16 protein-coding genes are annotated in these 13,626 nt (G+C 68.5%); 10 read left to right on the plus strand and 6 right to left on the minus strand.

The features are described from left to right. The first annotated feature begins 111 nt into the window (after nt 1-111). The 3 genes from Vlu01_RS24100 to Vlu01_RS24110 are packed head-to-tail and all read left to right on the plus strand — an operon-like array spanning nt 112 to nt 2,928. The gene (locus tag Vlu01_RS24100; protein ID WP_204003569.1) at nt 112-846 is read left to right on the plus strand and encodes a TetR/AcrR family transcriptional regulator; all 735 of its coding nucleotides are present in this window, start codon (nt 112-114) and stop codon (nt 844-846) included. 14 nt (nt 847-860) lie between these two features. Continuing rightward, a complete protein-coding gene (locus Vlu01_RS24105) occupies nt 861-2,474 on the plus strand; it encodes a long-chain fatty acid--CoA ligase (protein ID WP_204003571.1) in 1,614 nt (537 codons plus the stop codon). A 58-nt stretch (nt 2,475-2,532) separates the two neighbouring features. Beyond that, nucleotides 2,533-2,928, plus strand: a complete 396-nt coding sequence (locus Vlu01_RS24110; RefSeq protein ID WP_204003776.1) for a YkvA family protein — start codon at nt 2,533-2,535, stop codon at nt 2,926-2,928. 19 nt (nt 2,929-2,947) lie between these two features. On the opposite strand, the gene Vlu01_RS24115 is transcribed toward Vlu01_RS24110, so the two are convergent. From Vlu01_RS24115 to Vlu01_RS24130, 4 genes are all read right to left on the minus strand, one after another. Next, complete coding sequence (locus tag Vlu01_RS24115; protein ID WP_204003573.1) at nt 2,948-3,832, minus strand: alpha/beta hydrolase; 885 nt, start codon at nt 3,830-3,832, stop codon at nt 2,948-2,950. Between the two features lie 124 nt (nt 3,833-3,956). Next, nucleotides 3,957-4,631: a hypothetical protein gene (locus Vlu01_RS24120; RefSeq protein ID WP_204003575.1), complete on the minus strand. Its 675-nt coding sequence runs from the start codon at nt 4,629-4,631 to the stop codon at nt 3,957-3,959. Between the two features lie 138 nt (nt 4,632-4,769). Next, on the minus strand, nt 4,770-4,952 hold the full coding sequence (locus tag Vlu01_RS24125; RefSeq protein ID WP_204003577.1) for an antitoxin: 183 nt from the start codon (nt 4,950-4,952) through the stop codon (nt 4,770-4,772). Between the two features lie 156 nt (nt 4,953-5,108). Further along, nucleotides 5,109-6,371, minus strand: a complete 1,263-nt coding sequence (locus tag Vlu01_RS24130) for an APC family permease (protein WP_204003579.1) — start codon at nt 6,369-6,371, stop codon at nt 5,109-5,111. Nucleotides 6,372-6,593: 222 nt separating this feature from the next. Between Vlu01_RS24130 and Vlu01_RS24135 the strand changes: the two genes are divergently transcribed. The 4 genes from Vlu01_RS24135 to Vlu01_RS24150 all read left to right on the plus strand — a co-directional run bounded on the left by Vlu01_RS24135 (nt 6,594) and on the right by Vlu01_RS24150 (nt 9,618). Next, nucleotides 6,594-7,370: an arsenate reductase/protein-tyrosine-phosphatase family protein gene (locus Vlu01_RS24135; protein ID WP_204003582.1), complete on the plus strand. Its 777-nt coding sequence runs from the start codon at nt 6,594-6,596 to the stop codon at nt 7,368-7,370. Then, nucleotides 7,367-7,765, plus strand: a complete 399-nt coding sequence (locus tag Vlu01_RS24140) for a VOC family protein (protein ID WP_204003585.1) — start codon at nt 7,367-7,369, stop codon at nt 7,763-7,765. The genes Vlu01_RS24135 and Vlu01_RS24140 overlap by 4 nt, the downstream gene beginning before the upstream one ends. 132 nt (nt 7,766-7,897) lie before the next feature. Further along, complete coding sequence (locus Vlu01_RS24145) at nt 7,898-8,443, plus strand: SigE family RNA polymerase sigma factor (RefSeq protein ID WP_204003588.1); 546 nt, start codon at nt 7,898-7,900, stop codon at nt 8,441-8,443. Next, entirely contained in the window at nt 8,440-9,618 is a 1,179-nt protein-coding gene (locus Vlu01_RS24150) for a hypothetical protein (RefSeq protein WP_204003590.1), read from the plus strand. The genes Vlu01_RS24145 and Vlu01_RS24150 overlap by 4 nt, the downstream gene beginning before the upstream one ends. Nucleotides 9,619-9,708: 90 nt before the next feature. Here Vlu01_RS24150 and Vlu01_RS24155 read toward each other — a convergent pair whose 3' ends face one another. Then, nucleotides 9,709-10,173 carry a MarR family winged helix-turn-helix transcriptional regulator gene (locus Vlu01_RS24155; protein WP_204003592.1) on the minus strand — a complete coding sequence of 155 codons (465 nt, stop codon included), beginning with the start codon at nt 10,171-10,173 and terminating at the stop codon, nt 9,709-9,711. A gap of 76 nt (nt 10,174-10,249) precedes the next feature. Here Vlu01_RS24155 and wrbA point away from each other — a divergent pair, with 76 nt between their 5' ends. The 3 genes from wrbA to Vlu01_RS28015 all read left to right on the plus strand — a co-directional run bounded on the left by wrbA (nt 10,250) and on the right by Vlu01_RS28015 (nt 12,669). Beyond that, on the plus strand, nt 10,250-10,930 hold the full coding sequence (gene wrbA, locus Vlu01_RS24160; RefSeq protein ID WP_204003594.1) for an NAD(P)H:quinone oxidoreductase: 681 nt from the start codon (nt 10,250-10,252) through the stop codon (nt 10,928-10,930). A gap of 26 nt (nt 10,931-10,956) precedes the next feature. Then, nucleotides 10,957-12,384, plus strand: a complete 1,428-nt coding sequence (locus Vlu01_RS24165; protein ID WP_204003595.1) for an MFS transporter — start codon at nt 10,957-10,959, stop codon at nt 12,382-12,384. 84 nt (nt 12,385-12,468) lie between these two features. After that, a complete protein-coding gene (locus Vlu01_RS28015; protein WP_204003596.1) occupies nt 12,469-12,669 on the plus strand; it encodes a hypothetical protein in 201 nt (66 codons plus the stop codon). A gap of 135 nt (nt 12,670-12,804) precedes the next feature. Here Vlu01_RS28015 and Vlu01_RS24175 read toward each other — a convergent pair whose 3' ends face one another. Beyond that, nucleotides 12,805-13,464 carry a class I SAM-dependent methyltransferase gene (locus tag Vlu01_RS24175; protein ID WP_204003597.1) on the minus strand — a complete coding sequence of 220 codons (660 nt, stop codon included), beginning with the start codon at nt 13,462-13,464 and terminating at the stop codon, nt 12,805-12,807. Between the last annotated feature and the right edge of the window lie 162 nt (nt 13,465-13,626).

Raw genomic sequence — 13,626 nt, forward strand, 5'->3', positions numbered from 1 at the left:
GGTGTCAAGGGTCACAGGGCGCGTGACCTGCAACTGCGCCGAATGTCTGATCGCATGCACTACCAGCGGCAGTGACACCCACCGGCGAGGACGAAGAGGCGAGGATCACGCATGGCCAAACGGCAGGCCCGGTTCACGGCGCAGGATCTGGCGGAGGACGTACGGCTGCGCGACGATTCCCCCGACCTGTGGAACACGCAGCTCGGCGAGGTCCCCCGGGGTCTGCTGACCTCGGCCGTACGCTGCTTCGCCGCCAACGGATTCCACGCGACGACCACCCGCGACATCAGCGAGGGCATGGGGCTCAGCCCGGCTGCCCTCTACGTTCACTTCCCCTCGAAGGAACTGGTCCTCTTCGAGATCATCCGAACCGGTCACGAGCGGGCCCTGGCGTACATCCAGGATCCGGCGGTCACCGCCGTCGACGACTCCGCCGAGCGGCTGCGGGCCATCATCGCCCGGTACACCACCTGGCACGCCCGGCACCACGTGGCTGCCCGGGTCAGCCAGTACGAACTCGCCGGCCTCACCCCCGAGCACTACGCCGAGGTGCTCGAACTGCGCCACCAGACCAACGAGTTCCTCCGCGACGCCGTGGCACGGGGCATGGCCGACGGCTCGTTCGCGCCGGTCGACGTCAAGCGGATCACCCGCGCGATGCTGTCCCTCAGCATCGACCTGGTCCGCTGGTACCGCCTCGAAGGGTCCGACTCGCCGGAGCAACTGGGCGAGTACTACGCGGATCTCGCCCTGAAGCTGGTCACCCACCCGGGCCCGACCCCACCCTCCGACAACGACACGATCCTCGACCCACCGTCACCGCGGCGGTCCACGAACGCCGGCTAGTGCTGGAGGTGCCCATGCGCGGTCTGATGCAGGACCGACCGCTCGATGTCGCGACGCTCATGCGCCGGGTCGAGCGAATGTTCGGTCACAAGCGGGTCATCACCGCCACGACGAACGGCGAGATGGTCACCCCCTGGCACCAGGTGGTGGGCCGGGCGCGTCGCCTCGCCGCCGCCCTCGACCTGCTCGACGTGCCGCCCCGGGCGCGGGTGGGCACCTTCGGCTGGAACTCGCAACGCCATGTCGAGCTGTATCTCGCCGTGCCGACCAGCGGTCGGATCCTGCACACGCTCAACCATCGGCTGCACGCCGCCGAACTCACCTACATCGTCAACGACGCCGCCGACGACGTGCTCTTCGTCGACCGGTCGCTCCTGCCGACCGTCTGGCCACTGATCGAGCAGTTCCCGACCGTGCGGCACGTCGTGGTCATGGACGACGGCGGTACGGAGCCACTACCCGACGACCCCCGGGTACGCGACTACGAGGCGCTGCTGAACGAGGTGCCCGCCCCCGCACCGCCGGTGGCCGTCGACGAGAACGACGCGGCGAGCCTCTGCTACACCTCGGGCACCACCGGCCGCCCCAAGGGTGTGCTGTACAGCCACCGCTCGATCGTCCTGCACGCGCTGCTGCTGCTGGGCGCGGACAGCTTCGCGATCAGCGAACGTGACGTGGTGCTGCCCATCGTGCCGATGTTCCACGTCAACGCCTGGGGCCTGCCGTACGCCTCGATGCTCGCCGGCACCGACCTCGTGCTGCCCGGCCCGGCGATGAGTCCGGCCGCGCTCGCCAGCCAGATGTCCCGACACCGGGTCACCTTCGCCGCCGGTGTCCCGGCGATCTGGCGCGGGCTCCTCCCGCTGCTGCCTCAGACCGACCTCTCAGCCCTGCGCATGGTCGTCTCCGGCGGGAGCGCCTTGCCCGAGTCGCTCGCTCTGGCCTGGCATCAGGCCACCGGCGTGATGATCACCAGCTCCTGGGGCATGACCGAAGCGAGCCCACTGGTCGCCTGCTCGCGCCTCGCGACCGTCCACGACGGACTCGGCCAGGAGGAGCAGCGGGCACTGCTCGGCACGCCGGGCCCGACCGTCCCGCTGACCGAAGCGCGCCTGATCGATGACAGCGGCGATCCCGTCGAACACGACGGCGTCACCCCCGGCGAGCTGCAGGTCGCCGGGCCCACCATCGCTGCGGGCTACTTCGGTGCCGAGCCCGGCGCCGCCGCGTTCACCGACGACGGTTGGCTGCGCACCGGTGACATCGCCACCATCGACCGGTACGGCTACCTGCGCATCGTCGACCGCACGAAGGACCTGGTGAAGTCCGGCGGCGAATGGATCTCCTCGGTCGAGTTGGAGAACGAGATCATGGCGCATCCCGAGGTGGTGGAGGCCGCGGTCATCGGCATCCCGGACGACCGGTGGGGCGAGCGTCCCCTCGCCTGCGTGCTCACCACAGCCGGATCCGACTTCGACGCCGCCGCGCTCCGCGCCCACCTGACCGGACGGGTCGCCTCCTGGTGGATCCCGGAGCAGGTCTGGGTACTGCCCGAGATTCCCAGAACGCCCACCGGAAAGGTCTCCAAACTGGCGCTCCGGCAGTTGCACGCATCCCGACAGCAGTAACCACCCATAGCGTGATCGGCACCGTCTGTGACGCCGGTGGCATGCTGAGCGCGTGAGCGTGCGTGACTGGCTCCTCGGCCTGGCCATCGCGGTCGTGCTGCTGCTTGCCTCCTGGGCGCTGCTGATCCTGCTCGCCCGCCGGCTGCCACCCGGGATCATGCGCGACCTGGCCGCCTTCATCCCCGACTGCGTCACCACCGTCCGCCGACTGCGCACCGACCCCCGGGTGCCCCGCCGAGCGAAGATCGCCGTGCTGATCGCCGGGATCTGGGTAGCCAGCCCCATCGACCTGATCCCCGAGTTCCTGCCCGTCATCGGCCCCCTCGACGACATCGTCGTCGTCGCGCTCGCCCTGCGCTACGCCGCACGCCAGGTACCTCGCGACGTCGTCCTGGCGGCCTGGCCCGGCGAACGGCGGCTGATCGAACGGCTGCTCGGCACGCCGCCAGCCTGATCCTGGGTTGCCCAATCGCTCACCGGTTGATTCGGTCCTGGACCCAGGCGAGCATCGTGTCGTTGTAGTCGGAGCTGATGGAGGCGAGGACATCGGCTCCGCCGAGGGCCGGCAGATGAGTACAGCCGGCAAGCCGGTGGATGGTCAGGTCGCTGGTGGCGGCGGATCGCTGCCACACGGCGATGCTGTCCTCGGCGGGAGTCCATTCGTCGTTCTCTCCGTAGAACAGCAGTGTCGGACAGCGCACCTGCGCGATGACCGGCTCCGGATCGTAGTCCATGTCGTCCCAGGTGCCGGGGTAATCGTGCAGGTAGCGCGGGACGTACACCAGGGGAAACCACGGCCGGTCGGCGTACCGGTCGATGATCGCCTGAGCGGTTTCCCGGTCGATGTGCCCGCGTACGACGCTCTCGAGTGCTTCTCGCAGGCGGGTCAGATCGGCCTGCTCCGCGCTTCCGTAGCCGTTGAGGAGCAGCTGCTGCGCTGTCCCGTACCGCATCTGGATCGCCGGGCTCACACCGCTGCTGGCGACCAACACGAGGAAGGAGACCAGGTCCGGCCGACCGGCCGCGACCGCGGACGCGGGCCAGGCGCCCTGACTCCAGCCCCACAAACCCACCGGGACGTCGCCGATGCGACGGCGCACCTCTGCGATAGCCGCCACGGCGTCGTCGGCCTGGACGGCGTACGGCACGTCGCCCTGCTCACGCGGACGACGGTCGAAGCGCAGCACCGCCACGTCCACGGCGGGAAACGCCCGCGCCAACTGCTCGTACAGAAAGTACGAGCGCTGCGGCATGCCGGAGCCGTGCAGGACGACGACCGCGCCACGTACTGGTCTGTCCACCGGCACGTCCAGCGTGGCTGGTAGGGACACGTCGCCAGCATCGATGAACAACTCCATCCAGCGAGTCAACCAGCCACCGGCAACGACGCCGCTCCCAGCCCCGGCCTGATGGGCAGCAGCAAGGTTGCGACCCATACGCGGCACAGATCCTGACGTGTACGGCTCGTTGCTCTGTGAGTCGTTACAGCAGGTCCAGCAGAGTCTCTATCCGGGTGGCCAGGACCAGATCCATGGTGCCTTCGATATGGACACTGACCACCGCGCTACCCGGTGGCTGCGCCAATCGGATGACCAGCGGGGGCGTGCCTGCCAGCGGGTACTCGAACCAGCCGTCGACTGCGTCGTCGCTCGTGTCATCGAGCGCGCCGATCAGTGCCGTCTCGTCAAGATCGTCATACGCGTAGCCGATGTAGGTGCTGATGCGCCGGAGCACCTGCACGACGTGTTCCTCGGCCACCCATCCCTCGACCTGCGCCACGTCGTCGTGGACCTTGCTGTCTGCTGGCAGCGACGAAGGCGTCAGCAGTTGGTCCGATTGAGGGTCGTACGAGTCGAGCCCGTACGCACCAGCCAGAAACGGCAGTGCGCTGGTGCCTTCCCAGCCGTAGCGCAGAGTCACCCCGAGGTATCGATCGGCGAGATCGGTGCGGCCCCATGGCTGCCGGCCGACCAGATCGTGATGCCACGGAGCAATCATGTCGACAAGGTCCGGCCAGCGGCGTAACAGCTCGGCGCGGAAAGCCAGGACGCGCTCATTCGATACCAGACCGTCGGCCTTCTCGTCCGCGAGCCGATTTGCCAGCCGGCCGGGATTCTCTGCCGCTCCGGACGGCCAGAAGTACAGGTCGTAGCTCACCCGCAGCAGCGTGGCGACGTTCGTTCCGTCGCATCGTCCTCGGCAGAAGTGGACGTCGTTCGATGTTGACTTGACCAGGCTGACCGTTGGCAGCGCCGGTCCGGGTAACCCCTTCGACGACCCGGACCGGCGGTGGGGTCAGCGCACCTGGTCACCCTCGCCGGTACGCGCCTGGGCCTGGTCCACGCCCTTGTCGATGTGCTGGTCGTACTTGCCGCCGGTGCGCTTGTCGGCCATGTCACCGGCCCGCTCCAGCCCTTGGTCAACCTGCTTGTCGTGCTTGTCGGCCAGATCCTTCGCCTTGTTCATGAAGTCACCCACGACGATCCTCCTTCTACGGGGCCACCTTCGTCTGATTCCCCCGGCCCCACATCGCAAACGCCGACAGCTTGGACGAATCGTCCCGTATCGTCAGTTCACACGCTGGGTGACCGGCGTACACCCAGGGCAGGAGTCGCTGCCGAGGGCGGCCGGATGTCAGTGTCGGGACAGCCGGTGCCGTACGCCGTAGGCGACGGCACCGACGGCCAGCACCGCGGCGCCGGTGATCACGGAGTGCGGCGGCAGCGCAAGGGCCAGCACCAGGCAGCCGATCAGACCCACTACCGGGACCACTCGCGGTGGGCGACCCTCGGCGGGGGAGAGCGTCCAGGCGCTGGCGTTGGCGATCGCGTAGTAGACCAGCACCGCGAAGGAGGAGAAACCGATCGCGGTGCGGACGTCGGCGGTGGCCGCGACCGTGGCCACGACCGCGCCGACGGCGAGCTGCGCGCGATGCGGCACCTGAAACCGCGGATGCACGGCAGCCAGTACGGGGGGCAGATGCCGGTCACGGGCCATCGCCAGGGTGGTGCGCGAGACCCCGAGGATGAGGGCGAGCAGCGAGCCCAGCGCGGCGACGGCCGCACCGACCCGCACCACGGGAGCCAGGTGAGGCCAGCCGGCGGCGCGTACGGCGTCGGCCAGCGGCATGGCCGAGCCGGCGAGCCGGTCGCCGAGCACCGCCAGTACCGCGACCGCCACCATGGCGTAGACGAGCAGGGCGATCCCCAGCGCCAGCGCCACCGCCCGGGGGATGGTGCGGGCCGGGTCGCGGACCTCCTCGCCGAGGGTGGCGATGCGTGCGTAACCGGCGAAGGCGAAGAACAACAGCCCGGCCGCCTGCAGCACGCCCGAGACGGTGACGTCACCACCTGCGGAGAGCCGGCCGAGGTCGGCCGGCGGCGCGCTCAGGCAGGCCACCACGACGCCGGCCAGCACCGCCAGCACGACCGCGACGATGGCCCGGGTCAGCCACGCCGACTTCTGTACCCCCACGTAGTTGACGGCGGTCAGCGCCAGCACCGCCGCCACCGCGACAGCGTGGGCGTGTTCTGGCCAGGCATACGATCCGACCGTGAGCGCCATCGCCGCGCACGAGGCGGTCTTGCCGACCACGAAACCCCAGCCGGCCAGGTAGCCCCAGAACGCACCGAGCCGTTCGCGGCCGTAGACGTAGGTGCCGCCGGACGCCGGATAGCGGGCGGCCAGCCGCGCCGAGGACGTGGCATTGCAGTACGCCACCAGCGCCGCCGCGGCCAGACCCAGCAGGAGCCCGGACCCGGCTGCTGCGGCGGCCGGGGCGAGCGCGGCGAAGATTCCCGCGCCGATCATCGACCCCAGGCCGATGACCACGGCATCGAATACCCCGAGCCGCCTCGCCAGCTGACCGCCGGCCGCCTTGGACGTCCCGCTCACCATGAACCTCCCGGCTGCCGTGTTACCTCGGTGCGACCGGTGATAGGCACCGAGTCGCCGGAGACTCTGTCGACGAGCTGAACAAACATCACGCGTCCGCGGAGCCGCAGCGCGCTCCGAGTTTCCGAGGACCGATCGGCCGGCTCGACATCCCGCCGGCCGATCGGATACCGATGCGCTACCGCCTCCGCCATCAATCAAGCTGATTTGATGTATTCTCGCCTCATGGGGTCGCCGAGTCAAACCGCGCCGCCGTTCGTCCACCTGGCCGCACACCCGCTGCGCTGGCAACTGATGACCGCGCTCGCCCGCAGCGACCTCCGGGTTCGTGAACTTGTCGCCCTGCTCGACCAGCCGCAGAACCTGATCTCCTACCACCTGCGGCTGCTTCGCGACGGCGGCCTGGTCACCGCTGCCCGCAGCAGCTACGACGGCCGTGACAGCTACTACCACCTGAACGTCGACAGCTGTGCCCACGCGCTGACGGCCACCGGCGCCGCGCTGCACCCCGCCCTGCGGCCGGACAACACCACCCTCGCCCCGCTCGCCGATGTGCAGCAGCCACCGCCCACCGTGCTGTTCGTATGCACAGGCAACAGCGCACGTTCCCCCATCGCCGCAGCGCAGCTGCGCCGCCACACCGCCGGCCAGGTGGCGGCGATCAGCGCTGGCAGCCACCCCAAGTCGCAGCTCCACCCCCATGCCGTACGGGTGCTGCGCGATCACTTCGACGTCGACATCGCCGGCCAGCAGCCTCGGCACCTGGACACCCTTACCGATCGCCGCTTCGACTACGTGATCACTCTGTGCGACAAGGCCCGGGAGTTCTGCCCCGACTTCGCCGACCCGGCGGGTCGACTGCACTGGAGCATCCCCGATCCCGCCGCTGGCGGTCCGGACGACTACCCGGCCTTCGTGCGGACTGCCGCCGACATCGACTCCCGCGTGCGGCACCTGCTGCCCGTACTCGCCTCCACCGATGCCAAGGAGCTCAAGCCGTGACCACGACCGAGTCGTACGCCAGCGTCCGCTACCTCGTCGACGATGTCCAAGCCGCCGTCGACTTCTACACCGGTCACCTCGGTTTCCACCTCAGGACCAACGCCGCGCCCGCCTTCGCCGACGTCGTCCGTGGTCCGCTGCGACTGCTCCTGTCCGGGCCCGCCAGCTCCGGTGCCCGGGCCACCCCGCGCGACGCCACCGGTCCTGGCGGCAACCGCATTCACCTCATCGTCGACGACCTGGACACCGAGATCAACCGACTCCGCGACGTCGGCCTGACGTTTCGCGGCGACGTGGTCTCCGGGCCCGGGGGTCGCCAAATCCTGCTTGGCGACCCGGCCGGCAACCTCGTCGAACTCTTCCAGCCCCGCGAAGCCGCGCCTGCCATCCTCTGACTCCCGCCGACCCAGGATCGGTTCACTCTCCGCGCGTCGCGGTTTGTCTGAGCATTCGGTGAGTACACCAATTTTCGACTCGCCCCAACCTTTTCCCGCTAGTCATCGTCTTGGCTGGTATGTCACCTCCAAATGTTCGGCCGGGAAGAGGCGGACGTGGACGTTCCTGCTCCTGACTTCGACGCCTTTGTCCGGGCCAGGACGCCAGCGTTGCTCCGTTCGGCCTATCTGCTCACCGGCGACCAGCACTTGGCCGAGGATCTGGTGCAGAGCGCGCTGGGCCTGACCCATCGTGCCTGGAAAAACCTGCACGCCACCGGTAACGCAGAGGCGTACACCCGCAAGACGATGTACCACCTCCAGGTGTCCCGCTGGCGGCGTCGTCGCGTCGTCGAGGCGTTCGCTGGTGACGTCCCTGACTGGTCCGGTGTGGAGGCCGACCATGCCGAGCAGACGGTGCTGCGACTGTCGTTGCGCAGCGCGTTGTCCCGTCTTACGCCCAAGCAGCGTGCAGTTGTCGTCCTCAGGTTCTTCGACGACCTGACCGAGGTTCAGGCGGCGGAGACTCTGGGGGTCAGCGTCGGCACCATCAAGAGCCAGACCGCCAAGGCGCTCGAGCGGTTGCGCGTCCTGGCACCGGAGCTCGACGGCCTCAACATGACCGGAGGGGCGCGATGATCGAGATCGACAAGCTGCGCCGAGGACTGAGTGACATCGCCGCCGAGGTCGATGCCGTCGACCTGCGCGAGCGGGCCTTGGCCACCTCTCACCGCATCCGGGTTCGTCGTACGGTGGCGACCGTCATGGTAGGGCTCGCCGTCGCCGCCGTGGTGTTGAGTACCGCCGTCAACGTCCGTACCGACCGCTCACCCACACTGCCCGGACTCAGCCCGGCACCCACCGCACCGTCACCGACCATGCTGCCGACCAAGGAACCAGGCGGGCAGTCCGACCTGGGCCCGTTCAGGTCGGCCATCATCACGGTACCCACGTGGGGCCCCACCGCGGATGCCACCTGCACCAAGGGCCGGACCAAACTGAACAACGGCCAGTCCCAGCATGATGCCGTGCACCGGCCGGTGAACATCTTGTCGTACGCGGCGACGGACGTCGACCAGGACGGGGCCGAGGACTATGTGGCGCATCTGAAGTGTGGCGAAGGACCGGAGGCGGGCGGCAGCCAGATCGTCGCATTCCGCCGCAGCGCCCAGGAACTGCTGCCGATCGGTCGAATCATCGGCACGCAGGACGGGCTCGCGATGATGGACCATTTCGAGGTCCATGGCGGTAGCCGGGTGGCGGTGCTGGTCTCCGAGGAGTACACCGACGGCGGGCAGCACACGGTGCCGAACCAGTGGCGTACGTATGCCTGGCAGGACGGCCGGTTCCGGCAGGTGACGGGCCCAAAGACGCTCCCTGCGCAGCCACCGGCGGCCCTGTTGTCGGTCGTTCCCTCCACGTTGCTGTTTCGACCGGTCAGCAGCGGATTCACCGGCCAGTTGACGGTGACGGTACGCAATGACGGCGCCGTGGACGTCGCGCGCCTGGAGATTCTGCTCATCCTGCCCAGCGAGGTTCGGCCGGCGGGTGACGACTGGGATGGCTGCGCCGTTCGTCCGGACACCGATCAGCCGCACACCGATCAGACGGCTCTGATCTGCGCCGTCTCCGGACCGCGAGCGCAGTCGCACATCTCCGTGCCGTTCGCCTTCGTGGCAGTCGACAAGCCGGTACCGCTCGACGATCCGATCAGCCTCGGCAACCACTATGTGTCGATCTCGCAGCTGCCACCGTTCAACGGGCAGGTCACCATCAACGACCCGGAGGTGGTCATTCCGATCAGCGTGCCCTGAGCGTGCTGATACATACGGATACGGATGTCGCTGGTGGACGGAGCGGCGCAACCGTCAAACCTCTCCGATCGAACAGCTAGTAGTGCCGCACTAGACCGTGCCGGCGGTGGTGTGGGTGGCCGGACGCCTGGAGTCGACGTTGCCGGTCATGGTGTTCAGGATGGCGGGTAGTTCGGCCACGGTCTGGGCGGGCAGGCCGGTGACGGTTTCCTCCGCCAGAGCGTGCCACAGCTGCTTGACCTGGTCGGCGAGTGCCTTGCCGCTGTCGGTGAGTTCGACGATGCTGGCGCGCTTGTCGGAGGGGGCGGGTTCGCGGCGGATGTGACCTGACGCTTCGAGCTTGCGGGTCATGAGCGTGACGCTGGGTGGCTCGCAGCCGAGCGCCTCGCTGAGCTGGGCCTGAATTCTCGGCCCGGTCCGGTCGAGTTCGAGCAGGAGTGCCTCTTGGCCGGGATGCAGGCCGAGCGGAGCTAGCAACGCGGCGGCCCTGGCACGGTGGCGCAGGCTCAGCAGGCGGATGGCCTGGTTGAGAGCGTCGGCATATTCGAAGTCCACGGGCTCCCCTTGACAGCTTAGTTATCCGCATAACATTATGCGGATAACTAATTCTAGCAACACCGAGGAGCCGGACATGACCGTGAAGGTCGCTGTCATCTACTACAGCGCGACAGGCAGTGTGCACGCCCTCGCGCAGGCCGTCGCCGAGGGAGCGGCCTCGGCCGGGGCCATCGTGCGGCTGCGGCGGGTCGCCGAGCTGGCACCCGACAGCGCGATCAACCAGAACCCGCAGTGGCGGCGGCACGCCGACGCGACCGCGTCGATCGCCCAGGCATCACCTGAGGACCTGGCGTGGGCCGACGCTTACGCGTTCGGGACGCCGACCCGATTCGGCGCGCCGGCCGCGCAGCTCAAGCAGTTCATCGATCAAGCCGGCGGGCTGTGGCAGGAGGGGAAGCTGGCCAACAAGCCGGTGACGGCCTTCACCTCAGCTTTCAACCGGCACGGCGGCAACGAGGCCACCATTTTGTCGCTGGGCAACGTCTTCTACCACTGGGGTTCGCTGATCGTTCCGCCGGGATTCACCGATCCGGTCGTGTACGCCGCAGGCGGCAACCCCTACGGCACGTCGCATGTGACCAGCCCAACCGGAGACGGTCCCGATGCCGCGGCGCTGGAAGCCGCCAGGTACCAGGGGCTTCGGCTAGCCAGGATCACGCTCCAGTTGCTGAGGGGCGACGTCGTCGCCGATGCCGCTGTGGGCAACGAGAACAGCCACGGAGACCTGGCCGAAGCAGCCTCCCGGACCGCGTGAACGGTGGATTCGCAAGGAGATGAGTCATGACAAGCACCAGCACCGCAACTCAGCGGACCAGTTCGCAGGTCGGACCCTCCTGGTTGGTCCTGGTGCTGGCGTGTGCTTGCCAATTCATGGTGATCCTGGACGTGTCCATCGTTAACGTCGCGCTGCCCTCGGTCCAGCGGGAGCTTGGCTTCACTGCCACCGGTCTGGCGTGGGTGGTGAATGGCTACGTGCTTACCTTCGCAGGCTTCATGCTGCTGGGTGGCCGTGCCGTTGACCTATTCGGTCCGCGCCCGATGCTGGTCGCCGGGCTGTTCCTGTTCTCCGCCTCGAGTCTGGTCGGCGGTTTGGCAACCGCTCCGGAGATCCTGGTCGGCGCCCGCGTCGCGCAGGGCGTGGGTGCCGCGATGCTCGCTCCGGCGACGTTGGCTGTGATCAACACCTACTTCACCGAGCCGCAGGCGCGGGCCCGGGCGTTCGGCGCGTGGTCCGCCTCGGGCGGTGTGGGCGGGATGGCCGGCGCGCTCGCCGGCGGCACCATCACCACCGGCTTGTCATGGCGATGGGTCTTCCTCATCAACGTACCGATCGGCGCCGTGCTGATCGTACTGGCCATGATGTCGCTGGTCGGCACGCGAGCCAGCCGGCGGGAATCGCTTGACCTCATCGGCGCGGTCACGGGCACGGCGGGGCTGGCCGCGTTGATCTACGGGGTCATGCAAAGCGCCGACCATGGCTGGACGTCCGTGCGGGTTCTCGGGCCAGCGGTGGCGGGCCTGCTCCTGCTCGTCGTCTTCACCGTGGTGGAGGCGCGTTTCGCCACCCACCCGATGGTGCCCCTACGGCTGTTCACGATCCGGACCGTGGCCGTCAGCAATGGCATGCTGCTGCTGTTTGGCGGGATTGCCATCGCGATGTGGTATTTCACCTCGCTGTTCATGCAGAACGCACTCGGCTACAGCGCACTCGAAGCCGGGCTCGGGCAGACACCTGCGGCGGTGACGTTCGTGGTGATCGCGCGATACGCCGCCAACCTGCTGCCCCGAACCGGTGTACGTCCTTTGGTACTGACCGGCAGCGCCTGCTTCCTAGCCGGGTTCGGCTGGCTCGCTCGGGCCCACACCGGCAGCGACTACGTCACCGGCGTGCTCGGACCTACGTTGCTCATCGCCGTCGGCATCGGCCTGACCTTCCCCACCCTCATGGCCGCGGCCACCGCCGACGTACCCGAAAGTGACGTGGGCATCATCGGCGGCTTGGCCAACACCGCCAGCCAAATAGGCGGCTCGGTAGCCCTAGCCGTACTCGCCACAGCCGCCAGCGCCAAGGCTGGAACAGACGCCGCCCACGCCGGCTCTCCTGCCGCCCTCGCCGCCGGCTACAACCTGGTCTTTCTCATGGCGGCCGGGATCGGCCTAGCTGTCGCGATAGTCAGCCTGCTGCTACCGAAACACCGGCACGACTGACCTCGGCGACGCCCAGGCTCACTCGTCGCACCCTTGCTCCACGTACGACAGGGTACGACGAGCGCCTGCTCAACTCTGGACGACGTGATCGCCGCCGGCGAACGCCAGCTCGCTCCGGGTGCCATGAGCGGGCACTTCGCCACGCCGATCACCGGTGGCCGCAGCTACGAGGGGAACTGCTTCCAGTGCCCCTCGGAGACGACCTCGACGGTGCTGCCGGCCACCTTGATGGCCGTCTGGTCGTCGATTGCGTACGCCGGACCCGCGATCTCGGCCGCCCATTGATTTCCTGATCACCCAGGTCGCCGGCGCCCCGTGGAAGCCGATCACCCCATAGGAGCGCAAGGGGCGGTCGAGGATGCCGCACAACCGTGGCATCGAAGGAGTCAGCTACGCGGTCCCTGATCTGCGGGGGTACGGCTATGTGGTGTCCGCGTCGGTCTTGCGGACCAGCATGTAGCCGTACGGGGGCTCTTCTTCCTCAGGCGGGGTGCTGCCCTGGAAGACCAGGGCGAACCCGGCGGCGACGAAGCGGTCCGCCATTTCTCGGGCTGGCAGCCAGTAGCGGTCGAAGTCGATGCCGAGGGCGCTGACGCGGCTGCCGGGGCCGTTACGGTGCGCGTTGCCGTCGCCGTGCTTGAAGGCCGCTACCAGGTAGCCCCCCGGCTTCACGACTCGGGCGAGTTCGGCGAACGCGGGAGCCCGGGCGCCGGGCGGAAGGTAGATCAGCGAGAACCAGCACACCACTCCGGCCAGCGACGCATCCTCCAACGGCAGCTCGCGCAGGTCGGCGACCTCGTAGACGAAACCGGGGTTCTCCCGCCGCGCCACCTCGACCATTCCTGGCGATAGGTCTATCCCACGAGGCGACAGACCCCGGGCGGCGAGGTACGGCAGAAGTCGTCCGGTGCCGCAACCCACATCCGCGACTTCCGGACCGACAGCCAGTGTCATCTCGGCGAACAGGTCGAGCATCGCCCGCTCGACCGGCATGCGCTCAAGCACTCCGGCCAGGTTCTGCGCGTACCACTCCGCCAGCACGTCGTGCGCGTGCCGCAACTCCTCGGTCCTGCCGTCCATTCCCAGGTTGCCCTCCCGTCGATCGCCGTCGTGGCGGCGAATCTACCGCCGGCCTGCCGCGACAGCCACGAAAGACAACCGACAGGCCAGGCGCTCTCGCATGTGCAGACCGCCGGTCAGGCGACTGCGTCGCGATAGTTGCTCACCGCTCGTGGCCGTCGG

This window comes from Micromonospora lutea (assembly GCF_016863535.1).
Taxonomy (GTDB): Bacteria; Actinomycetota; Actinomycetes; order Mycobacteriales; family Micromonosporaceae; genus Micromonospora; species Micromonospora lutea.